Raw genomic sequence first — 22,541 nt, 5'->3', positions numbered from 1 at the left:
CGACTGACCGGAGGTGCGTGTTTGGGCGACCGAGGGGCACCGGGGGTGCAGCATGACAGCGAAGGGATTCGCACGCGGACCTGCGACTGCGGGCACGATTGCAGGGTTCGTTCTCCGCGTGGCCCGGGAGAGTACGAGCATGCGCACGCAGGCCGGCATGGCCGAAGCGATGGGGGTTGATCTTGCTACTTGGCAGGGCTGGGAGACCGGGCGACGACCGCTCGCCAACGTGAAGGCGGGTGTCCTGCTCGATATTCGGCGCCGGTTACTCGCGTTGGGCGCGGACCCCGGTGTCCTTCACCTTCTCGACCCGGCGATGGACGCAGACCGCGTCATCACGTCCACGATCCATCCGGAGGTCAACGTCCGTCACCCACTCGCGAGCTGGGTACACACCCGTGACACGGCCCACATGATCGCCTGGGCTCTCAACGGGACCGTTCCGCCCGCTCTGGCCCGCAGAGCGGTGACGGGGCGACGCGGTCCCGTAGCCAAGGCCCCGCTCCTGTCAGCGCCCGATAGAAGCGTGTTTTTCGCACACCTCCGCGAGGTCGCCGAATCTGCGTTGCACGCCGGAGGGGACGGGCTACTGCTCCATCGCCAGTGTCTCTACCTCTGCTCCTATGACCAAGGCTCCGGGGCGACGTCGTGGGTAGTGCACGCTCTGCATGGCAGCCGCGACCTCATCTCCGTTCGTGGCTGGACCCCGCACTGGGCCACCGCTCGGTCAACAGCCGCCGCGTTGGTGAGGCTTGGTGACCATCAGCCGCTGCTGGACTTCATCGAGAGGGGCCTGGCAGGCGATGACTACGCAGAGATCGCGAACCTCAACTACTTGGCGTATTGGTTCGGTTCGATCCGAGAGGCCCAGACGGACGACACCTTCATGCGGCACGGTCCGACCAACTGGGAGCCCGTACGACTTCTTCGCGGACTCGCCACCGGCCTCCACCAGGCTTCGGCGTACATGGACCTCTACGTTCACTCGCTATGGGCCCTACTGACCACCAACCGGTGGCTGCCCCTGGCAGACCCGGTTCTCGCGGACGGTCTGGCCACACAAACCGCCCGGCTCCTCGACCACGACGGAATCTCTCTGCGAGCGAGGCGGGAACTCAGCGTGGTGCATTACGTTCTACGCGAGAACCGCACATGACACATCGGAGGTCGTACTTCATGGCGGACACAGAGCAGGAGCAGGCAAAGGGCACTACAGGCTTTCTGCTGGAAATGGGGATGCTCAAGCGCGCCAAGCGGTCCGGCTGGTGGATCGCGGGAGTGAAAGATCCCGAGACCATTGCGGAGCACAGCTTCAGAGTCGCGCTGATCGGCTCCGTACTCGCCATGATGGAAGGCGCCGACCCTGCGCGGGCTGCACTGCTCGGCCTGTGGCACGACACCCAGGAGACCCGCGTCAGCGACATCCCGCACATCGGCCGTCGCTACCTCGAAGCCGCCAGCAACGAGAAAGTCACCGCCGACCAAGTATCGGCCGCACATCCGGCGGTGAAGGCCGGGGCCCAGCGGATCGTGGAGGAGTACGAGAACGGCGACTCCCTCGAAGTCATCTGCGCGCATGACGCCGACAAGCTCGAATGCCTCCTCCAAGCTGTCGAATACCGCGAACAGGGCTGCTCCAATGTCCAGCCCTGGATTGACAGCAGCATCGCCAAGCTCAAAACGCCCTCTGCCCAGTGCCTCGCCGAGGCCGCGCTCACCATGACGTCGATCGAGTGGCAGCAGACGTACCTCCGCTGAGACCGGTGCCTCGGTCTCCGACTCCTCCGGTGCGCCGAGGCCGAGGCACCGGTGCGGGTCCGCGGTTTCCGTGCCGTACGGTCGCCGCGCTTGGGCACGGTGGCTCCCGTCTGGCCAGGGGGCCTCGTACCGCGACCGGTCGGCAGGGACACTCTTGTGCAGAGGGCCGTCAGAGCTCCAGGGCGCCGAAGCGGTCGCCCGCCCGTACCGGCCGCAGCGTGATGCGGGTGACCTGCCCGCCCGCCGTGTCGATCTCGATCGTGGCGAAGGGGTGCCCGCCCGGGGCGACCACGTACATCGGCCGGCCGTTGACGGTCAGCCGGCAGGCCGCCCGGATGCGGTCGCGGAACCGCGCGGTCTCGGCGGCGATGTCGGTGGCGCCGGTCACGGTGGTGGGGCCGCCGTGCGGCAGGAGCGCCGCCTCGGCGTCACGGACGCTGTCGGGCGCGAGCAGGTGGATCATCGCGCGCGTGTCCCCGGTCCGGGCCGCCGCCATGAAAGCGTCCACGATCCGCTGATCTGTCCGGCCGGTCTCCGCCGCGTCCTGCCGTGCCGGGGCGAGGCGTCGGCGTGCTCGGCTGGCGTGCTGCTTGGCGCTGGGTACGGTCGTGCCCAGCACCTCCGCGATTCGGTTGAACGGGGTGGAGAACAGGTCGTGCAGGACGTACGCGACCCGCTGGGGTGCGGTCAGCCGGTCCAGCAGGATCATCAGCGCCCTAGAGACGTCCTCGGCGCGGAGGACCGCCTCGTCCGCGGCCAGGTCCGCCGCCGGGACGGCGTCCGCGAGCAGCGGCGCTTCGGCGCGGCGGCGTCGGGCCCGCAGCTCGTCCAGGCAGACCCGTGCGGTGACGGTCGTGAGCCAGGCCGACGGGTTCTCGACCTGCGGTGACGATCGGGCGGTGGCGGCCCGCACCCATGCGGTCTGGACGGCGTCCTGGGCGTCCTGGGCCGAGCCCAGCATGCGGTGGGCGACGGACAGGAGACGCGGGCGGGCGGTCTCGAACTCCTCGACCGTGATCGGCATGGGTGTCACCTTCCGGGGCCGACGGACGTCAGGACGGGTGGTTGGGAAACCTGTCCTGTCCGCCTCCCGAGAGATGAGAACGCCATGAGCCTACAGCTGGTGATCACATGAGTTCCGTACTGTTCGTCGCCACGGTGGGATGCGTCGTCGTGAACGTGCTGATCGCGGTCGCGGACTACGCGCGGGCACCCTTCGTCCTGGCGAACTCCGCGGAGGTCGGGCTCCCGCCGGCCTCGGTGCCGTATCTGGCGACACTCAAGCTCGCGGGCGCCGTGGGCCTCCTCATCGGCCTGTTCGGGGTCCGCTGGCTGGGTCTGGCGGCGGGGGCCGGCCTGATCGCGTTCTTCGTCGGCGCGGTCCTGGCCCACATTCGCGCCCGTGTCTTCCACAACCTCGCCTTCCCGGGCGCCTTCCTGCTGCTCGCGGTCGCCGCCACCGCCTACTTCGCGGGCGGACGGTGACGGCGGCCATGACGTCGGAGTCCCGGATCAGCCGTGGCGGCCTATCGCCTCCCGGATCCAGCCCGCATAGGCGGGTGCGCTGGTGTAGAGCCCCGGCCCTTCGCTGCACCGCACGCCCGGCGCACCGGGGCCGGAGGTGACGCCGATCAGCTCCCAGCGCCCCTTCCGGTCCCGCTGGAGCTGGGGACCGCCCGAGTCGCCGTTGCACGCCATGGCCCCGGGTGTCCGGCTGACGGTGCACAGGCGGGTGCCGTCCGCGTAGCCCGGTGCGCAGTCGGTCACCGCGCCCCGGCGAGTGTCGAGTTGCTGGAGTCGGTCGGGGAAGACCCACGGGGCGTCGGGTGCGTCGTCGGTCCTGCCGAAGCCGAGGATCCGGGTCGGGGTGCCGGGTCGCCCCGGACGGTCGGCGATGCGGACGGGCTTCTCCGCGACCGGGCGGTCCAGACGGATCAGGGCGATGTCGGCGCGGTTCGGGCCGGTGTCCTCGCCGCTCCGGTAGCCGGGATGGGACACCGTCTTCGCGACGGACCGGACCGTGCCCCCGGAGTCCTTCCACTCGCTGCCGATCCGAACGGTGCCGTCCAGGGTGACCAGCCTCGGGTCCACACAGTGGGCAGCCGTGAGCACCCATCGCGAGTCGATCAACGAGCCCCCGCAGACCCCCTTGAACGTGGGATCGTCCGCACCCGACACGGGGATCGACACCATGGACGGGTAACGCTGCGTGGAATCCGTACCGTTGACGATCGCTTCAGCGCTCCCGGTCATCGTGGCGGCGCACGCCGCTCCGGCCAGGACGACCGCGGCGGCGCGCGCCAGCGTACGGCGTGACGAGTTCAAGCGGAACACTGGTTCTCCGATCAGCTGAGCATGTTCGACATGCTCAGCCTCCGCGATCAAGAGGCACTGATCCATCCGGTCAGCGGGCCTGTCCGAGATCGGGTCAGCGGGCCCGTGCGGGGTGGGGAGACCCCCCGGGAGGAGACGGGGAGCCTACGTCCGGTGCGCCGTCCGGTTCAGGTGCCGGGCGAAGAACCGGGCCCCGGTCTCCAGCTCGAACTCCGGGACGCCGGTGTGTCCGCCCATGTTGGCGTGCAGGGTCTTCTCCGTGGAGCCGAAGGCGTCGAAGAGGTCCAGGGCCGCCTGCCGGTCGTTCCCTTCGTCGTCCCACTGGAGCAGGACGTGCAGCGGAACGGTGACCCGGCGGGCTTCCTCGAACATGGCGGCGGGCACGAGACTCCCGGCGAAGAGCCCGGCCGCCACGATGCGCGGCTCGACCGCCGCGAGGCGGACGCCGATGGAGATCACCCCTCCCTCGTACCCGACCGGCCCGCCGATCCCGGGCAGTGCCAGGAGAGCGTCCAGGACGGCCTGCCATTCCGGGACCGCCTTGTCGACCAGCGGCAGGACGAGGGCGTCGATGATCTCGCCGCCGACCGGCTCGCCCGCCTCCATCGCCCGGCGCAGGTCGGCGCGGGCCTCTTCGGCGGCGGCCCAACGGGGCCGTTCGCCGCTGCCGGGGAGCTCGATGGTGGCCGAGGCGAAGCCGTACTCCGCCGCGTAGTGACGGGCCCGCCCCGCCAGTCGGGGGTACATCCTGCGCAGTCCGAGCGGGGGGTGGCCGATCAGGATCAGCGGCGTCGGCGCGGGCGCGGATGCGGGCGTCCACAGGATGCCGGGGATGTCGCCGAAGCTGAATGCGCGTTCGAGGACTCCGCCGTCGAGACGCTGTTCAGAGGTGAAATGCATGGTCGTGCCTTTCGGGAGGCTCATGAACGGCGCTCCCGGACGACCTACCGCCCGACCGTGACCCCGGAGGGGAGCACCCATGTCGATACAGCGTTCACGGGTACCACCTCCTCGATTTCCAGCACGGCTTCCTGGAACGTAGCAGCGGTCGCGGTGGTCGGCCAAGCGGATTCCTCGCGGGCCGGGATTCGCTCGAAGTCGTCTCCGCCCTCAGTGCGCAAACAAGGGGAACCGGATGATCCGCTCACCCTACTTCCGAGGTAATCGCCTTGGCGTACCCGCGCTGGCAGGATTGGCGCTCTCTCCGCGTCGCAGGACGCGGACCGGACGGAGAGGTCGGTCATGTCCACAGCCACGTCTACGAGCACGCGCACGGTGATTGAGGAGCTGCTGCGCAGAATCGGCGAGGGCAACCCCGAGCGCATCGCCGAGATGTATGCCGAGCAGGGCGATTGGAAGCTCTCCTGGCCGGAGGCCGAGCACGGCCGTGCTGCCACGCCGTGGATCCGCCACCGGTCCACCCGAGCTGACGCGGCCGCCCACTATCGCGAGCTTGCCGAGCATCATGTGCCGGAGCGTGTGGCGACCGAGATCGAGCGCATCCTTGTCGACGGAAGCGACGCGGTCGTGCTGGGCGAGATCCGTCAGACCGCCCGGCCCACGGGGCGCGCCTACCTGGCGCGGTTCGCTCTGCATCTCACCGTCGCGGACGGCCTCGTCACCCGGCACCATGTCTACGAGGACAGCTTGGCCGTCGCCCAGGCATTCGAAGCGGAGCATCAGTAAAGAACCCGGGCCATCGTGAGGATGCCGCCGCTCACACAGACTTGATCGCGTTCTGCTGACCCGACAAGCACCACGCCTCCTGAAGGGCAATGACGGCGCCCGCCCCGAGCCGGAGTGGCTCTGCGGCTGGGCGCCAGGCGATTCCCGGCCGCCCGGGTGAGAGACCCTAGGGGGCGACCGCCCGCTTCTGCTCCGCCCGCTGGGCCTCCTCGCTCCTCATCTCCGTCAGGAATTGCCGTGTCCCACCCCTCTCCCGCCCCTCGGGCGAGCAGCACAGCGCCGCGCGCCGACGCGCACCGCTTCAGCTCCGTCATCAGCCGCATCGCCGAGGAGATGGCCGCACTCACCGACCACGGCACCCCGGCCGACTACATCCCGATGCTCGCCGACGCCGACCCCCGGCGCTTCGGCATGGCCGTCGCGGAGCCGGACGGAACCGTCTACGGCGTCGGCGACTGGCAGCAGCCGTTCTCGACGCAGTCCATATCCAAGGTGTTCGCCCTGGCCCTGGCCCTCTCCCTGGACGGCGAGCAGATATGGCGGGGAGTCGGCCGGGAGCCTTCGGGTAATCCGTTCAACTCCCTGGTGCAGTTGGAGTACGAGAACGGCATCCCCCGCAACCCGTTCATCAACGCCGGGGCCCTGGTGGTGACCGACCGGCTCCAGGGGTTGACGGGGGACGCCGCCGGCCAGGTGCGGGAGCTGCTGCGCTCGGAGAGCGGCAACGCCGCCATCGACTTCGTACCGGAGGTCGCCGCCTCCGAAGCGGCCTTCGGCGACCGCAATTCCGCGCTGGCCCACTTCATGGCCTCCTACGGCAACATCACGCTCCCGGTCCCCGAACTGCTCTCCGCCTACTTCCGCCAGTGCTCGATCGAGGCGTCCTGCGCGGACCTGGCCCTCTCCGCGGGGTTCCTGGCCCGGCACGGGATTCGGGCCGACGGGTCCGCGCTGCTCACCCGCAGCCAGGCCAAGCAGGTGAACGCGGTGATGCTCACCTGCGGGACGTACGACGCGGCCGGGGAGTTCGCCTACCGGGTGGGGCTGCCGGGCAAGAGCGGAGTCGGCGGGGGGATCATCGCGATCGTGCCCGGGGTGTGCACCCTGTGCGTATGGAGTCCGGGGCTCGACCGGCGCGGCAACTCGGTGGCGGGCGTGTCGGCCCTCGACCGCTTCACCACGCTGACCGGGCTGTCCGTCTTCTGACCCGGGCGCTTCTGACGCGGGCGCCTGGCTCTACCGGTCCGGCCTGGTCCAGAACTGGCGTGGTGCGAAGCCCTCGCGCCGCAGCCAGTGCTCCGTATGGACGATCCGCTCCGCGTCGATCACGACGAGAGGGCCCGACTGCCGCCATGACCTCACGACTTCAGGGCGAGGAGACGGTACAGCGGGTCCGGGCGGGGCGCGTCCTGGTTCGGCAGCGCGGCGAGGCGCCGGCACACGTCGGCCACCTGGTCCGGGCGCGCGTGGGTGCACCAGGAGATGCGGCCCGCCTCGATCACCTCGCGCCACCCGCGAGGGCTGCGGCCCTGCCCCGTGCCGGGGAACCGGGTCCGGCCGGCCGCCCCCAGGCCATGTTCCGCCGCCCAACGGAGCAGCAGGGCGGAGTGGTCGGGCACCCGGGGCGCGTACCGGCCGCGCAGGTCCGCCGTGATCTCGGCGATGTCGCTGTGCTCGGCGAAGTACGCGTCGTTCTTGTCGACGGTGGTGATCAGCACCCCGCCGGGCCGCAGCACCCGGGCCGCCTCGGCCAGCACGGGCACGGGGTGCGGCAGGAGATGCAGCAGCCAGATGATCACGACGGCGTCCACCGTGTCCGACGCGAAGGGCAGCCGTGCGCCGTCGCCCCGCACGATTGCTCCCGGCACCCGCCGCGCGGCGAGGCCCAGCATCCCGGGCGAACGGTCGACGCCCACCACCGTCCGCCCCGGACGCCGGAGCCGTTCCGTCACGATGCCCGTACCGCACGCGATGTCCAGGACGGTGCGGGGCCCTTGCGGCAGGAGCCGTTCCACCGCGTCCGCCGCCGCCCGGGCCCTCGGTTCACCACCCCGGGACGCGTCGTAGTGCCGGGCCTCGTCGTCGTAGTCGAGCACGTCCGTCCCCTGTCACCGCGCCGGTGGCTGCCACTGTGCCCGGCGTACGATACGGGCCGTGACCCGCCTCCCGGTCAGATGATCACCACCCGGCGCCCCCGCGTGTGCCCCGCCCGGCTGTCGATGTGCGCGGCGGCGGCCTCGGCGAGCGGGTAGGACTTCTCCACCGGGATGTGCAGCCGGCCACGTGAGATCAGCGCCGCCGCCTCGGTCAGCGCGTCCGGCACGCTCCCCGCCACGCCGGAGAACCGGACGCCGAACTCCGCTGCGCCCAGGTCCGCGATGGTGACCACCTTCCGTGGGTCACCGGTCAGTTCGACCAGTTCGCCGAGCACGCCCGAGCCCGCCAGATCGAGCGCGGCGTCGACGCGGCCGAGCTGCCGCACCCGCTCGACCCAGCCCTCGCCGTACGTCGTGGCGCGTGCGCCCAGGCCGCGCAGGTACTCCTGGTTCGCGGCGCCCGCCGTGCCGATGACCGTGACGCCCCGGTCGCGGGCGATCTGGAGCACCGCCGAACCGACCCCGCCGGAGGCGCCGTTGACCAGCAGTGTCTGGCCGGGCCGGACCCCGACCTCGCGCAGGACGCGCAGCGCGGTCTCCACCACGGACGGGTAGCCCGCCGCCTCCTCGAAGGTCAGGCCCTCCGGCATCCGGGCCCAGGCCGACAGGACGGCGAACTCGGCGTACGTGTCGGAGCCCTCGCCGAACACGTGGTCGCCGACCGCCACTCCTTCGACGCCCTCGCCCACCTCGTCCACCACTCCGGCGGCGTCGAGGCCCACTCCCGAGGGCAGTTCGACCGGATGGGCTCCCAGGACCTGGCCCTCGCGGATGCGCCAGTCGACGGGGTTCACTCCGGCGGCGCGGACGCGGACGCGTATCCGGCCGGGGCCCGCGTGGGGCTCCTCGGCGTCTATGAGGTGCAGCACATCCGGCCCGCCGAACTCGGCGAAGCTCACCTTTTTCATGCTCTTCAGGTTCTCCATGCGTCGAACATAACACTAACCGTTAGCTTTCCGTATCGGTTCCAGTTTTGTATTTGCTAGTGTCAGCGCATGAACGAGCCCAGCGGACGCCGCGAGCGCAAGAAGGCCGCGACCCGCCAGAAGATCGCCGACACCGCTCTGCGGCTCTTCCTGGAACGCGGGTACGACGCTGTGGGCATCCGTGACGTGGCGGCCGAGGCGGACGTAGCCGTGACCACGCTCTTCTCCCACTTCGCCTCGAAGGAAGCGCTGGTCTTCGAGCAGGACCAGGGGTTCGAACAGGGCCTCGTGCGGGCGGTGGCCGAGCGGGCGGCGGACGAGCCCCTGATTCCCGGGCTGCGCCGCGAGATCCACGCCCTGGTACGCCACTGCGGGGCGCCCGGCGCCGCCCCGGTCCGGAACATGATCGAGTCGTCGCCGTCCCTGCGGGAGTACGAGGAGTCGATGCGGCTGCGCCACGCGGAGGCGCTGGCCGCCGCGATCGCCGCCGACCTCGGCGTACCGGAGACGACGACGGCCTGCCGGACCATCGCGAGGTTCGCGATCGACGCCTACGCGCTGGCCCGCGAGGCGGCCGATCCGCAGGCTGCCGTGGACGAGATCTTCCGGATGATCGAGGCGGCCTGGGGAGCCTCCCGCCTCGCCTGAGGAGCGCTCGGACTCAGGCGTCCGACCGGCGGATCCCGCCGCTGGGGCCGTGCCAGTCAAGACACAGGGCGGTGGCGTCGTCCTTCGGCGGCCGGCCGCCATAGGCGTCGGCCACCGCGGCGACCAACGTACGGACGACCTCACGCGGATGCTCGGCCGCGGTCCGCAGCAGGAGGCCGGGCAGGTCGACCGTCTCCGCTTCGCGTTCTTGCATTCCGTCGGTGAACAGCACAAGACGGTCGCCGGGGCGCAGGTCGATTTCCTGCACCTCGTAGGAGCCCTGGGCAGTGAAGCCGAACGGCATGTTGACGGCCATACCCACTTCCTCGACTGCGCCGTCGCGCAACCGGAGCGGCCCCGGGTGCCCCGCGTTGACCAACTGCGCACCGCTTCCGTCCAGGGCGATGCGGAGCAACTGGCCCGTGGCATAGGCGTGGCGCCCGTGGTCGAGGAGGGCCTGGTGCATGTGGCCGGCCTGTTCGGCGAGGTCCGCTCCGGCACGGCGGGCGCCGCGGGAGGCGTTCACGACCAGGGTTGCGGTGAGGGAAGCGTCGACGTCATGGCCCATGGCGTCGGTGACGGACAGGTGCAGGGTGTCGTGGTCGAGGCAGTAGTCGTAGGTGTCCCCGGCGATGTCGGACGCCGGGACCAGGGCTCCGGCGAGAGCGAACTCGGACGCCTCGCAGGAGGGGGCCGACGGGAGGAGCTGCCGCTGGATCTCCGCCGCCAGGCTGACCGTCGTGGTCCGGTTTCCCCAGTGGTAGAGGTCGGTGAACCGGCGATCGGTGACGATGATGTACGCCAGCGCGTGCGCGGCCTCCTCGACCTGCTCCAGCACGCTCTCGGTCACGACGTCGAGGTACAGCTCCAGCACACCGATGGTGTCACCGCGGTTGGTGACCGGCGCGAGCACGCGCTGCCCCAGCCCGCCCTCCTCCGCCAGCACCGTCTTCTGGGCACGCAGAACCTTGTCGTAGACGCCGCTGACGGCCATGGCCACCCCCTCGGCCCGTCTCCCGGTCCGGTGCTCCTGGGTGACGCCGACCGTGTCGTTGACCCGCAGCAGACGGCTGCCGACCACGTCGACGAAGAGGAACGACACGTACCGCGCACCGAACCGCGTGCGCAGGTTGCGCGCCACGACATCGATCGAGTCCACCGGGGCCGCGCTCTCCGCCGCCGCCAGCACTTCGGCCAGTCCCATCCGGTCACACGTCATCACAGCCTCCCAAAGTTGAGACTGCTTCTGCCCGCTGACGCCTCCCTCATGGCTCCGATCGAGGAAACCTGCGGTGGCGAGGGGGGATTCCGACCGGGGCGTCCGGTCGGAAGTACCCCTGGAACGAGCCGGGTCCACCCAAGGGCTGTCACGCCGGGAGCTGCGGGACAGCCCTTGGGGTGTTCGGCTTCGCGAGCAGGGCTCGGCGCACCACTCCGTTGGTGGGGGTATGGGCTATTTTGCGCAATAAAGTTGTTAGCTTTCCCTGGTTGGCCGATGACCGCATCGACAGGGGAACGTCATGACGCACGCCGAACAGGCCGCGGAGCGCCCGGCGGTGAAGCTGACGCTCCTCACGCTCACCGCGATGGTCGTCGGCTCGATGGTGGGCGCCGGGGTGTTCTCGCTGCCCCGGCGCTTCGCGCAGGAGACCGGCGTCGCGGGAGCGCTGATCGCCTGGGCCGTCGCCGGGACCGGCATGCTGATGCTCGCCTTCGTCTTCCAGACGCTCGCCGTCCGCCGGCCCGACCTGGACGCCGGGGTCTACGCGTACGCGAAAGCGGGCTTCGGCGAGTACCTCGGCTTCTTCTCCGCCTTCGGCTACTGGGCCAGCGCCTGCGTCGGCAACGTCACCTACTGGGTGCTCATCATGTCGACGGTCGGCGCGGTGGCGCCGGCACTGGGCGACGGCGATACCGTGACGGCGGTGGTGATCTCCTCGGTCGGCCTCTGGGGGTTCTTCCTGCTGATCCGCCGGGGCGTCAAGGAAGCCGCGGCGATCAACCGGATCGTCACCGTGGCCAAGATCGTGCCCATCCTCTTCTTCGTGATCCTGGCGCTGTTCTACTTCGACGCCTCGGTCTTCGCGGACAACTTCGGCGGCGCCGACTACGCGGGCTCCCTCTTCGACCAGGTCCGCGGCACGATGCTCGCGACGGTCTTCGTCTTCCTCGGCGTCGAAGGGGCCAGCGTCTACTCGCGCCACGCCAAGCGCCGCGAGGACGTGGGGCGGGCCACCGTCCTCGGATTCCTCAGCGTCTTCGCCGTCTTCGCCTCCGTCACGATCGTCAGTTACGGACTGCTGCCGATGGCCGAGATCGCGGAGCTGCGGCAGCCCTCGATGGCCGAGGTGCTGGAGGCGGCGGTCGGCACCTGGGGCAAGGTCTTCGTCAGCGTGGGCCTCATCGTCTCCGTGCTCGGCGCCTACCTCGCCTGGACGCTGATGGCCGCCGAAGTCCTGTTCGTCGCCGCGAAGGACAAGGACATGCCCCGCTTCCTGGGGCGGTCGACCGGGGCGGACGTGCCCGAGGCCGCGCTCCTCATGACCACGTGCCTGAGCCAGGTCGTCCTGGTCGTGACGCTGTTCTCCGACGACGCCTTCAACTTCGCCCTCGACCTGACCAGCGCGCTCAGCCTGATCCCCTTCCTCCTGGCCGCCGCCTTCGCGGTACGGATCGCCTGGCGTCCCGGCCGGTCCGACGTGGCAGGGCGCAGTACCCGCCGCGAGCTGGTGATCGCCGTGGTGGCCACGCTCTACACCGCGTTCCTGCTGTACGCGGCGGGGCTGAAGTTCGTCCTCGTCTCCTTCATCCTCTACGCCCCGGCCACCTTCCTCTTCGTCAAGTCCCGCAGGGAACAGGGGCGCAGGCCCTTCTCCCCGGGCGAGGCCGTCATCTGCGCCGTCTCGGTCGCCGGCGCCGTCGCGGGGGTCGTGGCGCTGGCCATGGGGTGGATCGAGCTCTGAGCGACCTGCGCCCGTCCTCGCTCCGAGCGTCCTCCGCCTCCCGTCCTCGCTCCGAGCGCCCCCTCCCGTCCTCGCTCTGAGCGTCCTCCGCCTCCCGTCCTCGCTCCGAGCCCTCCGCACGTCCCTGCTGCCGTCGCCGCGCGATCCGGCACACCCTCTGCCGTCACCGCGCGATCCCGCACACCCTCTGCCGTCACCGAGTGAAAGGCCCACCGTGAACAGCACCACCCCCGCTTCCGCCCTCGGCGTCCATTCCGAGGTGGGGCGTCTGCGCAAGGTCCTGGTCTGCGCCCCCGGACTGGCCCACCGGCGGCTGACCCCGACCAACTCCGGCGACCTGCTCTTCGACGACGTGATGTGGGTGGAGAACGCCCAGCGCGACCACGCCGACTTCGTCGCCCAGCTCACCGGGCGCGGCGTGGAGGTCGTCGAACTGCATGATCTGCTCGCCGCAACGGTGGCTCTGCCCGAGGCCCGGTCGTGGCTCCTGGACCGGAAGATCACCGCCAACGAGGTGGGCCTCGGCCTGATCGACGACACCCGCGCCTTCCTGGAGACCCTGACCCCGCGACAGCTCGCGGAGTACCTGATCGGCGGGCTCGCCACCGCCGACCTCCCCGACGCGTTCCGCTCCGGGTACGTGGCGCTCGCCCGCGAGGGGGCCGGGGCGCGGGAGTACCTGATGCCGCCGCTGCCCAACACCCTGTACACCCGTGACACCACCTGCTGGCTCTACGGCGGGGTGACGCTGAACCCGCTCTACTGGTCCGCCCGGCGCGACGAGACCCTGCTGATGAAGGCGGTCTACACCTTCCACCCCGACTTCCGCGACAGCACCGTCTGGTGGGGCGACCCGGAGAAGGAGTGGGGCCAGGCCACGTTCGAGGGCGGGGACATCATGCCCGTCGGCAACGGCGTCGTCCTCATGGGCATGAGCGAACGGACCTCCCGCCAGGCCATCACGCAGGTCGCGGCGGCCCTGTTCGAGCAGGGTGCGGCCGAGCACGTGATCGTCGCCGGGATGCCGAAGCTGCGCTCGGCGATGCACCTCGACACGGTGTTCACCTTCGCGGACCGGGACATCGTCACGCTGTACCCGCGCATCATGGACGGAGTCCACGCCTTCTCGCTGCGGCCGTCCGACCTGGCGCCCGGGATCGAGATCACCGACGAGGGCAGCACCCCGTTCACCGAGGTCGTGGCCCGCGCCCTGGGCCTTCCCCAGCTGAGGGTGATCGAGACGGGCGGCGACGTCTACGCCTCGGAGCGCCAGCAGTGGGACAGCGGCAACAACGCGGTGGCGCTGGAGCCCGGCGTCGTCTTCACCTACGACCGCAACACCCAGACCAACGCGCTGCTGCGCCGGGCCGGGGTGGAGGTCATCACCATCGTCGGGGCGGAACTGGGCCGGGGCCGGGGCGGCGGGCACTGCATGACCTGCCCGCTGATCCGCGACGCGGTGACGTTCTGACCGGGGCCTGCCGCACGCCCCCGTAGGCGAACAGCCGTGTACGCGAGGGGCTTCGGGGCACTCGAACGACAGGCCGGTCCTCTTCGAGACCGGATTCCGGCGCGACCGTCCCGAAGGAGCGACAGATGGCTACGCAGCACGGCAACCAGCCGACCGGGCAGGGGCATCACAGTGCGCCGCGGGGAGGTGCCGACGGCAACGTCTTCAGCATCATCGCGATCGTCCTGGGCGTGATCGGGCTGATCTTCCTGCCGATCGTCTTCGCCCTGGGCGGACTGATCATGGCCATCATCGCCAAGACCGTCCGGCACGAGCGGCTCGCCACGGTCGCCATCGTGGTCAGCGCCGTCGGACTGGTCGGCGGAATGGTCGTCGGCGCCATCTTCGCCAGTATGTGAGCGAGCCGAGCGATGCCGATGAGCCCGGGGCGGACCCCGCCTCGGGCTCCTGGTGTGCCCGGCGCCCGACGGACTCCCCCCGCCGGGGCGGCCACCTCTTCGGCGTACGCGACAATGGAGCCATGACCACGCTCGCCCCCGCCCTCCCGCAGCTCCGCATCGGCCCGCACACCGTGCGGCCGCCGGTCGTGCTGGCCCCGATGGCCGGCATCACCAACGCCCCGTTCCGGACGCTGTGCCGGGAGTTCTCCGGCGGCAAGGGGCTGTTCGTCAGCGAGATGATCACCACGCGGGCGCTGGTCGAGCGCAACGAGAAGACCATGCAGCTCATCCACTTCGACGCGACCGAGACGCCGCGTTCCATCCAGCTGTACGGAGTGGACCCGGTCACCGTCGGCAAGGCGGTCCGGATGATCGTCGACGAGGATCTGGCCGACCACATCGACCTGAACTTCGGCTGCCCGGTCCCCAAGGTCACCCGGAAGGGCGGCGGCTCCGCGCTCCCGTACAAGCGGCCCCTGCTGCGGGCCATCCTCAGGGAAGCCGTGTCGGGGGCCGGGGACCTCCCCGTCACCATCAAGATGCGCAAGGGCATCGACGACGACCACCTCACCTTCCTCGACGCCGGTCGCATCGCCGTCGAGGAGGGCGTCACCGCCGTCGCCCTGCACGGGCGCACCACCGCCCAGCACTATGGCGGCACCGCCGACTGGGACGCCATCGCCCGGCTCAAGGAGCACGTGCCGGAGATCCCCGTTCTCGGCAACGGGGACATCTGGTGCGCGGACGACGCCCTGCGGATGATGCGGGAGACCGGCTGCGACGGCGTCGTCGTCGGACGTGGGTGCCTGGGACGGCCCTGGCTCTTCGCCGACCTGGTGAACGCCATGGAAGGACGTCCGGAACGGCACGCGCCCGCGCTCCGCGAGGTCGCGGACGCCATGGTGCGTCACGCGACGCTGCTGGGGGAGTGGATCGGCGACGAGACCCGCGGCGTGATCGACTTCCGTAAGCACGTGGCCTGGTATCTCAAGGGCTTCGCGGTCGGATCCGAGATGCGCAGGAAGCTGGCGGTCACCTCCTCGCTGGAGGAGTTGAGCAGCCAGCTGCACGAGCTGGACCTCGACCAGCCCTGGCCGGACGGTGCCGACGGACCGCGCGGCCGGACCTCGGGCAACAACCGGGTCGTCCTGCCGGACGGCTGGCTGAAGGACCCGTACGACTGCGCGGGCATCAGCGCCGACGCGGAGCTGGACACCTCCGGCGGCTGATCCCGTACGGAGAAGGCGGCCTCCCTCGTTCCGTACGGGGGAGGCCTTTCGCGTTCCGTGAGCGGCGGGCCTCTCGCGCTTGCCGCGATGCCGCCCTGCCCGTACGGCATGCCGTGGGCTCGGGGCCGCTCCGGTGCCGGTGAGGCCCCCGCCGCCGACGGTTCCCGCGCGGGGGCGGACCTTCGCCCGTAGCCTGGAAGAGGTCGGCCCCGGTGTCCCCGGCGACGACCCAGGGCGTCCGGATCCTGAAATCCGGGGTCCGAAACGGGCGTGATTCGCGCCACCCTTGATCAGGGTGACGCTCAGATGAGCGATTTCAACATGGCTGCACTTCTGGAAGACGTGGCACTCAGTGCCACCCTGGTGGATTCGAGAAGTGAAATCATCTGGTGAGCCACTCGCTCAGGTGAGCGGCCATGGTCAAGTTTCGGCCATGTTGCCTTCGGGAGGTGAAGGCGGAGCGCCGGTTGCTTCGGCCGGGCGAGCCTTTCGATCTGCGGGCGGACGGGTGGTTGCGGCCGTATGACGACCAAGTGGACGTACCCATCCACCTTCGATCTGGGTATGTTCCTCGCCGTCAGGGCAGCCACCGCGTCCTCGAGGAGTCGAGACCCGTGTCGGAAAACAAAGATCCCCAGAAGTTCGTCTACGACTTCACCGAGGGCAACAAGGATCTGAAGGATCTTCTGGGCGGCAAGGGAGCGAACCTCGCCGAGATGACCAACCTCGGGTTGCCCGTCCCGCCGGGCTTCACGATCACCACCGAGGCCTGCAAGGTCTACCTGGACAGCGGGGACGCGCCGACCGCGCTGCGCGACGAGGTGAGTGCGCACCTGGGGGCGCTGGAAGAGCGCATGGGCAAGCGGCTCGGCCAGGCCGACGACCCGCTGCTGGTCTCCGTCCGCTCCGGCGCCAAGTTCTCCATGCCGGGCATGATGGACACGGTCCTGAACATCGGCCTCTCCGACGACTCGGTGGCCGGCCTCGCCACCCAGTCCGGCGACGAGCGCTTCGCCTGGGACTCCTACCGCCGGCTCATCCAGATGTTCGGCAAGACCGTCCTCGGGGTCGACGGCGACCTCTTCGAGGAGGCGCTGGAGGCGGCGAAGGACGCGAAGAAGGTCACGGTCGACACCGACCTCGCCGCGGCCGACCTGAAGAAGCTCGTCAAGCAGTTCAAGAAGATCGTCGAGTCCGAGGCCGGGCGCGCGTTCCCGCAGGACGCCCGCGAGCAGATGGACCTGGCCATAAACGCGGTCTTCGACTCGTGGAACACCGACCGGGCCAAGCTCTACCGCCGCCAGGAGCGCATCCCCGGCGACCTCGGCACGGCCGTCAACGTCTGCTCGATGGTCTTCGGCAACCTGGGCCCCGACTCCGGTACCGGCGTCGCCTTCACCCGCGACCCGGCCAGCGGCCACCAGGGCGTCTACGGCGACTACCTCCAGAACGCGCAGGGCGAGGACGTCGTCGCCGGCATCCGCAACACGGTGCCGCTCGCCGACCTGGAGTCGATCGACAAGAAGTCGTACGACCAGCTCATGCAGATCATGGAGACCCTGGAGAACCACTACAAGGATCTCTGCGACATCGAGTTCACCATCGAGCGCGGCCAGCTCTGGATGCTCCAGACCCGGGTCGGCAAGCGCACCGCCGGCGCCGCCTTCCGGATCGCCACCCAGCTCGTGGACCAGGGCCTGATCGACGAGGCCGAGGCGCTCCAGCGCGTCAACGGCGCCCAGCTCGCCCAGCTGATGTTCCCGCGCTTCGACGACGAGGCGAAGACCGAGCTGCTCGGCCGGGGCATCGCCGCGTCCCCGGGCGCCGCGGTCGGCAAGGCCGTCTTCGACTCGTACACCGCGATCAAGTGGTCCCGCTCCGGCGAGAAGGTCATCCTGATCCGCCGCGAGACCAACCCCGACGACCTCGAAGGCATGATCGCCGCCGAGGGCATCCTGACCTCGCGCGGCGGCAAGACCTCGCACGCGGCGGTCGTGGCGCGCGGCATGGGCAAGACCTGTGTCTGCGGCGCCGAGGACCTGGAGGTCGACACCAAGCGACGCCGGATGACGGTGGGCGGCCGGGTGATCGAGGAGGGCGACCTCGTCTCGATCGACGGCTCCACCGGCAAGGTCTACCTCGGCGAGGTACCCGTCGTACCGTCCCCGGTCGTCGAGTACTTCGAGGGCCGGATGCACGCCGGGGCCGACGACGCCGACGAACTGGTCGCCGCCGTGCACCGGATCATGGCGTACGCGGACCGGGTGCGCCGGCTGCGTGTGCGGGCCAACGCCGACAACGCCGAGGACGCGCTGCGGGCCCGCCGCTTCGGCGCCCAGGGCATCGGCCTGTGCCGCACCGAGCACATGTTCCTCGGCGAGCGCCGCGAGATGGTCGAGAAGCTGATCCTCGCGGACACCGACGACGAGCGCGAGAGTGCGCTGGCGGCTCTTCTCCCGCTCCAGAAGGCCGACTTCATCGAGCTGTTCGAGTCGATGGACGGACTGCCCGTCACCGTCCGGCTGCTGGACCCGCCGCTGCACGAGTTCCTTCCCGACATCACCGAACTGTCGGTCCGCGTCGCGCTCGCCGAGTCCCGCAAGGACGCCAACGAGAACGACCTGCGCCTGCTCCAGGCGGTGCACAAGCTGCACGAGCAGAACCCGATGCTGGGGCTGCGCGGGGTGCGCCTGGGCCTGGTCATCCCCGGTCTGTTCGCGATGCAGGTGCGGGCCATCGCCGAGGCCGCCGCCCAGCGCAAGAACGCCAAGGGCGACCCGCGTGCCGAGATCATGATCCCGCTCGTCGGCACGGTCCAGGAGCTGGAGATCGTCCGCGAGGAGGCCGACCGGGTCATCGCCGAGGTCCAGGCAGCCACCGGAACCGACCTCAAGCTGACCATCGGCACCATGATCGAGCTGCCGCGCGCCGCGCTGACGGCGGGCCAGATCGCCGAGGCCGCGCAGTTCTTCTCCTTCGGCACGAACGACCTGACCCAGACGGTGTGGGGCTTCTCCCGCGACGACGTGGAGGCCTCGTTCTTCACCGCGTACCTGGAGAAGGGCATCTTCGGGGTCTCCCCGTTCGAGACGATCGACAAGGACGGCGTCGGCGCGCTGGTCCGCAGCGCCGTCGAGGCCGGCCGGGCCACCCGCCCGGACCTCAAGCTCGGCGTCTGCGGCGAGCACGGCGGCGACCCCGAGTCCGTGCACTTCTTCCACGAGGTGGGCCTGGACTACGTGTCCTGCTCACCGTTCCGGATCCCGGTCGCCCGCCTTGAGGCCGGCCGGGCCGCAGCCGAGTCCCGGGGCAGCGACAGCCGCTGATCCGGACTCACCGGGTCGGGGCCGCAGGGACGGCCCGGACCCACCGGTCGGGGCTGCACGAACAGCCTCCGACCTCATGGGCAGGGCTGCACGAACAGCCCTGCCCACCGACCAGGGCCTCGAAGGCCCGCCGAGAAGCGGCGGCACCCTGTGCGGGGGTGCCGCCGCTTCGCCTTGCGCTGACCGGAAGTGACCGGCTGACCGGAAGCGACCGCTGACCGGAGCGGCCAGTGGCACGGGAGCGGCCAGTGGCACGGGAGCGGCCGGCGGCCCGGAAGCGGCCAACGGCACGGAAGTGGCGTGTGCGGAAATGACCGGCGATACGGGGAAGTCGTCAGAAGCGCGCACCGAATGCCGCACCAGGAATGTGGCGCAGAGCACATTGCGTCGTTTAATGCGCAAAGAAAATGTCGGGTGACGGGCCCCCGGGGACCGGGGTGCGGTCCATGGATCCCCACCCATGGACCGCACCCGGCTTACCCCCGTCGGGTACGGAGCCGCACCGTCGCCCACCGCCGCCGAACACACAAAGCCCCCCACGGCCTTCACGTGCTCATCCGGTGGGCACCGGATGCGTACCCGACGCCGTACAGCTTTTCGGCTGGAGCGGAACGGGGCGAGACCTTTCACTTCTGGCCGAAACCCCGTGGTGACCTCCTGTGATGGTCCGCATACCCTTCGATGGGGGCAATTGCGGATGCAACAGGTGGGGGAGTAGTGCTGCGTATCCATGTGTCCAGGCTGGACCTTTCGCGGGTGCGGATGGCCACGAGGCCGGACGCGCTGTGGGAAACCATTCTCAGTTTTCACCGGATCAGGGACCGGCGAGCTTCGACGGTGTTCGGAAAATGGCGTACGGAATCCCGCGCGCGGTTGAATGGTGAAGCACAGCTGCTGGCGGCCGTCGTCCCGCCCCGCGGCTATTTCCCGGATTTCCTGACGCCCTCCCAGGAGGGCGCCGAGCCTTTCGGGCTCGACGTCGGAATGGAGGCGCTGCGCGACACTCCCGCCGACCGCGTCCACGCCGAGCTGGAGCTGCTGGCCGCCGGGCGGATACGGCAGCGGGCCGGCCTGTCCGCCGGCCCGCGTCAGCAGGACTCCGGAGCGGGGAGAGCGAGCGCGGCGCTGCCCGCCGCGCTCATGGAGGGCCGTGCCGAGCCGCTCGCCCGGCTCATCGGGGCGCTCCGCAGTTACCACCACGCGGCCGTGGAGCCCTACTGGCCGCACATCCGGGCCAGCGTCGAGGCGGACCGGGCCGTCCGCGGCCGGGCCCTGCTGGACGGCGGGGCTGACGGACTCCTGGCCGCGCTGCCGCCGATGATCCGGTGGCGCTCGCCCGTGCTGGAGGCGGACTACCCGTTCGACCGCGATCTGCACCTGGACGGGCGCGGGCTGCTGCTCCAGCCGTCCTTCTTCTGCCGGGGCACCCCCGTGGTCTACCGCGACCCGTCGCTCCCGCCGGTGCTGGTCTACCCGGTGGCCAACCCCGGAGCCCCGGTCTTCGCCGAGCCGGGGCCCTGGCTCGGCCGGCTCGTCGGACACACCCGCTCGGCCGTCCTCTCCTCCATCGGCAACGGCTGCACCACCAGCGAACTCGCCCGCCGGGCCGGAGTGTCGCTGGCCTCCGCGAGCCAGCACGCCTCCGTGCTGCGCGAGGCGGGCCTGGTCCTGACGCTGCGCCACGGCAGCTCGGTCCTGCACACGCTGACCCCGCTCGGCGGCTCCCTGCTGCGCGGCGGCGCCCCGCTCGCCCTGCCCTGAGAGCTGTCCGGGGCCGTTGTCAGTGGGCCGTGCAAATCTTCTGCCGTACGCCGATGAGTTCCGCGCGGCTCCGCCGTCCAACCATCGAAAGCGCCGGACGGACCACCGCGGGCGCCACGGGACAGAGGAAGAGGAAACGACCATGGCTCAGATGATCTTCGTGAACCTGCCGGTGAAGGACCTGGAGACCACCAAGGGCTTCTTCGAGAAGCTCGGCTACGGCTTCAACCCGGCGTTCAGCGACGACAGGACGGCCTGCCTGGTCATCAGCGACACCATCTTCGCCATGCTGATGACGGAACCGCGCTTCAAGGACTTCACCAAGAAGGATGTCGCCGACGCCTCGAAGACCACCGAGGTCATCCTGGCCCTGAGCTGCGACAGCCGCGAGGAGGTCGACCGGCTGGCCGACGCCGCCCTGGCCGCCGGCGGCTCCCCGGCGGGCGAGACGCAGGACCTCGGCTTCATGTACGGCCGCTCCTTCCAGGACCCCGACCACCACATCTGGGAGGTCATCTGGATGGACCCGGCCGCCGCCGCCGGGGACCAGGGCTGAGCCGCAGGACGTGCGCCGGGCCGGGGGGGACGGGCGCCGGCGCACGCGGGGAGTCCGGGTCAGCTGCGGAAGGGCCCCTTCACCTCGTAGGTGATGCCCCCGGATGAGCTTCCGCTCGTCCCGCGCTGCGAGGAGAAGTAGAGCCGGCTGCCGTCCGGCGAGAACGCGGGCCCGGTGATCTCCGAACCGGACTGGCCGGTGATCCGCAGGAACGGGGCCACCGTGTCGTCCGGCGTGATCAGGCAGATCTCCATGTTCCCGCCGTCCTCCGCGATGTAGAGGTCCCCGGACCCGGACCGCATGACGTTGTCCACGCCGGTCAGCGGGGCCGAGCCGCCCGTCACCAGCGAGTCGTCGTAGGCGAGCGAGATCGACGAGGTGTTCGCGTCGTACGCCCACACCCGGTTGTCGCCCTTGGTGGTGAACCAGCAGGTGCCCGCCGCGTAGAAGCAGCCCTCCCCGCCGTTGAACACCTTCGCGCCGGACACCTGGTGCCGCGTCCGGGTGGAGGAGCCGGCCGGATCCGGCACGTTCGCCCACGTCACCGGGCCGGAGGTGGCCGTGCCCGCGACCAGCACCTGAAGTGTGCCGCTCGACAGGTTCCCCCAGGTGGTGGGCCGGAAGCGGTAGAAGCGGCCGTCGCTCTCGTCCTCGGTGAGGTAGACGTACCCGTGGTCCGGGTCGGCGGCGGCGGCCTCGTGCTTGAAGCGGCCCATCGCCGGACGCCGCACCGCCGCGTTCACGCCCCAGGGGTCGGTCTCGTACACATACCCGCGAGTGACCTCCTCGCAGGACAGCCAGGTCTTCCACGGGGTCGCGCCGCCCGCGCAGTTGTTGTTCGTGTTGCCCAGGATCCGGTACGCGGACGTCACCGTCCCGGAGGAGTTGAACTTCACCGCGCTCGCCCCGCCCCCGCTGCTCGGGGACACCTCGGCGTTGGAGACATAGATCCACCCCGAGCCGTCGGCGTACGTCGCCCCGCCGTCGGGCGCGCTGTGCCAGCGGTAGGAGGTGCCGGGCACGGTCTGCCCGGAGCGGGCGATGATGCGGCTGGTGAAGCCGCTGGGCAGCTGGATGCCGTTGCCGTTGGCCGCCTGGAGCGCCCCGTACGGGCCGGGGGCGGGCTGGGCCGGGTCGGCGAAGGCGGCGCCCCGCCACAGCGTGCCGCCGAAGGCGGCCGCCGAGCTGCCGATCACCGCGGTGCGCAAGAAGGTCCGACGTTCCACGATCACTCCACGCATGAGTGTGGGCCCGCCGCTCCGGACGGACCGGCGGGTCGCGCGTCAG

21 protein-coding genes and 1 pseudogene are annotated in these 22,541 nt (G+C 70.5%); 14 read left to right on the top strand and 8 right to left on the bottom strand.

From position 1 onward, the window contains the following. The first annotated feature begins 139 nt into the window (after nucleotides 1–139). Both ACH4KB_RS18865 and ACH4KB_RS18860 read left to right on the top strand, forming a co-directional pair. Nucleotides 140–1,156: an XRE family transcriptional regulator gene (locus ACH4KB_RS18865; protein ID WP_398067023.1), complete on the top strand. Its 1,017-nt coding sequence runs from the start codon at nucleotides 140–142 to the stop codon at nucleotides 1,154–1,156. A gap of 20 nt (nucleotides 1,157–1,176) precedes the next feature. Then, nucleotides 1,177–1,758 (top strand): HD family hydrolase, encoded by a 582-nt coding sequence (locus tag ACH4KB_RS18860; protein ID WP_398067022.1) that lies wholly within the window; start codon nucleotides 1,177–1,179, stop codon nucleotides 1,756–1,758. Between the two features lie 169 nt (nucleotides 1,759–1,927). Here the strand turns inward: ACH4KB_RS18860 and ACH4KB_RS18855 are convergent, their stop codons facing one another. Further along, complete coding sequence (locus ACH4KB_RS18855) at nucleotides 1,928–2,782, bottom strand: sigma-70 family RNA polymerase sigma factor (RefSeq protein WP_398067021.1); 855 nt, start codon at nucleotides 2,780–2,782, stop codon at nucleotides 1,928–1,930. Nucleotides 2,783–2,889: 107 nt separating this feature from the next. Here ACH4KB_RS18855 and ACH4KB_RS18850 point away from each other — a divergent pair, with 107 nt between their 5' ends. Further along, nucleotides 2,890–3,243 (top strand): DoxX family protein, encoded by a 354-nt coding sequence (locus tag ACH4KB_RS18850; protein ID WP_398067020.1) that lies wholly within the window; start codon nucleotides 2,890–2,892, stop codon nucleotides 3,241–3,243. A 27-nt stretch (nucleotides 3,244–3,270) separates the two neighbouring features. Here ACH4KB_RS18850 and ACH4KB_RS18845 read toward each other — a convergent pair whose 3' ends face one another. Continuing rightward, complete coding sequence (locus ACH4KB_RS18845) at nucleotides 3,271–4,158, bottom strand: S1 family peptidase (RefSeq protein WP_398067019.1); 888 nt, start codon at nucleotides 4,156–4,158, stop codon at nucleotides 3,271–3,273. Nucleotides 4,159–4,236: 78 nt separating this feature from the next. Then, the gene (locus ACH4KB_RS18840; RefSeq protein ID WP_398067219.1) at nucleotides 4,237–4,992 is read right to left on the bottom strand and encodes an alpha/beta hydrolase; all 756 of its coding nucleotides are present in this window, start codon (nucleotides 4,990–4,992) and stop codon (nucleotides 4,237–4,239) included. A gap of 342 nt (nucleotides 4,993–5,334) precedes the next feature. On the opposite strand from ACH4KB_RS18840, the gene ACH4KB_RS18835 reads away from it, so the two are divergent. Both ACH4KB_RS18835 and ACH4KB_RS18830 read left to right on the top strand, forming a co-directional pair. Then, a complete protein-coding gene (locus tag ACH4KB_RS18835; protein WP_398067018.1) occupies nucleotides 5,335–5,778 on the top strand; it encodes a nuclear transport factor 2 family protein in 444 nt (147 codons plus the stop codon). Between the two features lie 237 nt (nucleotides 5,779–6,015). Continuing rightward, nucleotides 6,016–6,984, top strand: a complete 969-nt coding sequence (locus ACH4KB_RS18830; protein ID WP_398067017.1) for a glutaminase — start codon at nucleotides 6,016–6,018, stop codon at nucleotides 6,982–6,984. 30 nt (nucleotides 6,985–7,014) lie between these two features. Here the strand turns inward: ACH4KB_RS18830 and ACH4KB_RS18825 are convergent. The 3 genes and pseudogenes from ACH4KB_RS18825 to ACH4KB_RS18815 form a co-directional block, all read right to left on the bottom strand. Beyond that, nucleotides 7,015–7,125, bottom strand: a pseudogene (locus ACH4KB_RS18825) (pyridoxamine 5'-phosphate oxidase family protein); the annotation flags it as partial. A gap of 11 nt (nucleotides 7,126–7,136) precedes the next feature. Then, the gene (locus ACH4KB_RS18820) at nucleotides 7,137–7,874 is read right to left on the bottom strand and encodes a class I SAM-dependent methyltransferase (protein WP_398067016.1); all 738 of its coding nucleotides are present in this window, start codon (nucleotides 7,872–7,874) and stop codon (nucleotides 7,137–7,139) included. A gap of 74 nt (nucleotides 7,875–7,948) precedes the next feature. Continuing rightward, nucleotides 7,949–8,842, bottom strand: a complete 894-nt coding sequence (locus ACH4KB_RS18815) for an NADP-dependent oxidoreductase (RefSeq protein ID WP_398067218.1) — start codon at nucleotides 8,840–8,842, stop codon at nucleotides 7,949–7,951. 87 nt (nucleotides 8,843–8,929) lie between these two features. Between ACH4KB_RS18815 and ACH4KB_RS18810 the strand changes: the two genes are divergently transcribed. Beyond that, the gene (locus ACH4KB_RS18810) at nucleotides 8,930–9,508 is read left to right on the top strand and encodes a TetR/AcrR family transcriptional regulator (protein ID WP_398067015.1); all 579 of its coding nucleotides are present in this window, start codon (nucleotides 8,930–8,932) and stop codon (nucleotides 9,506–9,508) included. A 13-nt stretch (nucleotides 9,509–9,521) separates the two neighbouring features. On the opposite strand, the gene ACH4KB_RS18805 is transcribed toward ACH4KB_RS18810, so the two are convergent. Beyond that, on the bottom strand, nucleotides 9,522–10,727 hold the full coding sequence (locus ACH4KB_RS18805) for a PP2C family protein-serine/threonine phosphatase (RefSeq protein ID WP_398067014.1): 1,206 nt from the start codon (nucleotides 10,725–10,727) through the stop codon (nucleotides 9,522–9,524). Nucleotides 10,728–11,028: 301 nt separating this feature from the next. Between ACH4KB_RS18805 and ACH4KB_RS18800 the strand changes: the two genes are divergently transcribed. From ACH4KB_RS18800 to ACH4KB_RS18765, 8 genes are all read left to right on the top strand, one after another. After that, nucleotides 11,029–12,471 carry a basic amino acid/polyamine antiporter gene (locus tag ACH4KB_RS18800; protein WP_398067013.1) on the top strand — a complete coding sequence of 481 codons (1,443 nt, stop codon included), beginning with the start codon at nucleotides 11,029–11,031 and terminating at the stop codon, nucleotides 12,469–12,471. A 214-nt stretch (nucleotides 12,472–12,685) separates the two neighbouring features. After that, a complete protein-coding gene (locus tag ACH4KB_RS18795) occupies nucleotides 12,686–13,942 on the top strand; it encodes an arginine deiminase (RefSeq protein WP_398067012.1) in 1,257 nt (418 codons plus the stop codon). 125 nt (nucleotides 13,943–14,067) lie between these two features. Then, a complete protein-coding gene (locus ACH4KB_RS18790; protein WP_398067011.1) occupies nucleotides 14,068–14,340 on the top strand; it encodes a hypothetical protein in 273 nt (90 codons plus the stop codon). A 122-nt stretch (nucleotides 14,341–14,462) separates the two neighbouring features. After that, nucleotides 14,463–15,611, top strand: coding sequence for a tRNA dihydrouridine synthase DusB (dusB, locus tag ACH4KB_RS18785; protein WP_265601749.1), 1,149 nt, complete (start codon nucleotides 14,463–14,465; stop codon nucleotides 15,609–15,611). A 270-nt stretch (nucleotides 15,612–15,881) separates the two neighbouring features. After that, on the top strand, nucleotides 15,882–16,004 hold the full coding sequence (locus ACH4KB_RS18780) for a hypothetical protein (protein ID WP_398067010.1): 123 nt from the start codon (nucleotides 15,882–15,884) through the stop codon (nucleotides 16,002–16,004). A 221-nt stretch (nucleotides 16,005–16,225) separates the two neighbouring features. Further along, nucleotides 16,226–18,937 carry a pyruvate, phosphate dikinase gene (ppdK, locus tag ACH4KB_RS18775; protein WP_398067009.1) on the top strand — a complete coding sequence of 904 codons (2,712 nt, stop codon included), beginning with the start codon at nucleotides 16,226–16,228 and terminating at the stop codon, nucleotides 18,935–18,937. 717 nt (nucleotides 18,938–19,654) lie between these two features. Further along, nucleotides 19,655–20,698, top strand: coding sequence for an ArsR/SmtB family transcription factor (locus tag ACH4KB_RS18770; protein ID WP_398067008.1), 1,044 nt, complete (start codon nucleotides 19,655–19,657; stop codon nucleotides 20,696–20,698). Nucleotides 20,699–20,840: 142 nt separating this feature from the next. After that, nucleotides 20,841–21,254, top strand: coding sequence for a VOC family protein (locus ACH4KB_RS18765; protein WP_398067007.1), 414 nt, complete (start codon nucleotides 20,841–20,843; stop codon nucleotides 21,252–21,254). A 59-nt stretch (nucleotides 21,255–21,313) separates the two neighbouring features. On the opposite strand, the gene ACH4KB_RS18760 is transcribed toward ACH4KB_RS18765, so the two are convergent. Continuing rightward, nucleotides 21,314–22,480: an alkaline phosphatase PhoX gene (locus tag ACH4KB_RS18760; protein WP_398067006.1), complete on the bottom strand. Its 1,167-nt coding sequence runs from the start codon at nucleotides 22,478–22,480 to the stop codon at nucleotides 21,314–21,316. Nucleotides 22,481–22,541: the final 61 nt, after the last annotated feature.

This window comes from Streptomyces sp. NPDC017520, assembly GCF_044329855.1.
Lineage (GTDB): Bacteria > Actinomycetota > Actinomycetes > Streptomycetales > Streptomycetaceae > Streptomyces.
This window is presented reverse-complemented; position numbering and strand designations above follow the sequence as displayed.

What these genes read in the sequence shown, in the direction of transcription:
- ACH4KB_RS18840 (WP_398067219.1), bottom strand. Translation starts at nt 4,992, where the DNA reads ATGCATTTCACCTCTGAACAGCGTCTCGACGGCGGAGTCCTCGAACGC.
- ACH4KB_RS18790 (WP_398067011.1), top strand. Translation starts at nt 14,068, where the DNA reads ATGGCTACGCAGCACGGCAACCAGCCGACCGGGCAGGGGCATCACAGT.
- ACH4KB_RS18765 (WP_398067007.1), top strand. Translation starts at nt 20,841, where the DNA reads ATGGCTCAGATGATCTTCGTGAACCTGCCGGTGAAGGACCTGGAGACC.
- ACH4KB_RS18835 (WP_398067018.1), top strand. Translation starts at nt 5,335, where the DNA reads ATGTCCACAGCCACGTCTACGAGCACGCGCACGGTGATTGAGGAGCTG.
- ACH4KB_RS18860 (WP_398067022.1), top strand. Translation starts at nt 1,177, where the DNA reads ATGGCGGACACAGAGCAGGAGCAGGCAAAGGGCACTACAGGCTTTCTG.
- ACH4KB_RS18805 (WP_398067014.1), bottom strand. Translation starts at nt 10,727, where the DNA reads ATGACGTGTGACCGGATGGGACTGGCCGAAGTGCTGGCGGCGGCGGAG.
- ACH4KB_RS18855 (WP_398067021.1), bottom strand. Translation starts at nt 2,782, where the DNA reads ATGCCGATCACGGTCGAGGAGTTCGAGACCGCCCGCCCGCGTCTCCTG.
- ACH4KB_RS18850 (WP_398067020.1), top strand. Translation starts at nt 2,890, where the DNA reads ATGAGTTCCGTACTGTTCGTCGCCACGGTGGGATGCGTCGTCGTGAAC.
- ACH4KB_RS18800 (WP_398067013.1), top strand. Translation starts at nt 11,029, where the DNA reads ATGACGCACGCCGAACAGGCCGCGGAGCGCCCGGCGGTGAAGCTGACG.
- ACH4KB_RS18865 (WP_398067023.1), top strand. Translation starts at nt 140, where the DNA reads ATGCGCACGCAGGCCGGCATGGCCGAAGCGATGGGGGTTGATCTTGCT.
- ACH4KB_RS18845 (WP_398067019.1), bottom strand. Translation starts at nt 4,158, where the DNA reads ATGGATCAGTGCCTCTTGATCGCGGAGGCTGAGCATGTCGAACATGCT.
- ACH4KB_RS18810 (WP_398067015.1), top strand. Translation starts at nt 8,930, where the DNA reads ATGAACGAGCCCAGCGGACGCCGCGAGCGCAAGAAGGCCGCGACCCGC.
- dusB (WP_265601749.1), top strand. Translation starts at nt 14,463, where the DNA reads ATGACCACGCTCGCCCCCGCCCTCCCGCAGCTCCGCATCGGCCCGCAC.
- ACH4KB_RS18815 (WP_398067218.1), bottom strand. Translation starts at nt 8,842, where the DNA reads ATGAAAAAGGTGAGCTTCGCCGAGTTCGGCGGGCCGGATGTGCTGCAC.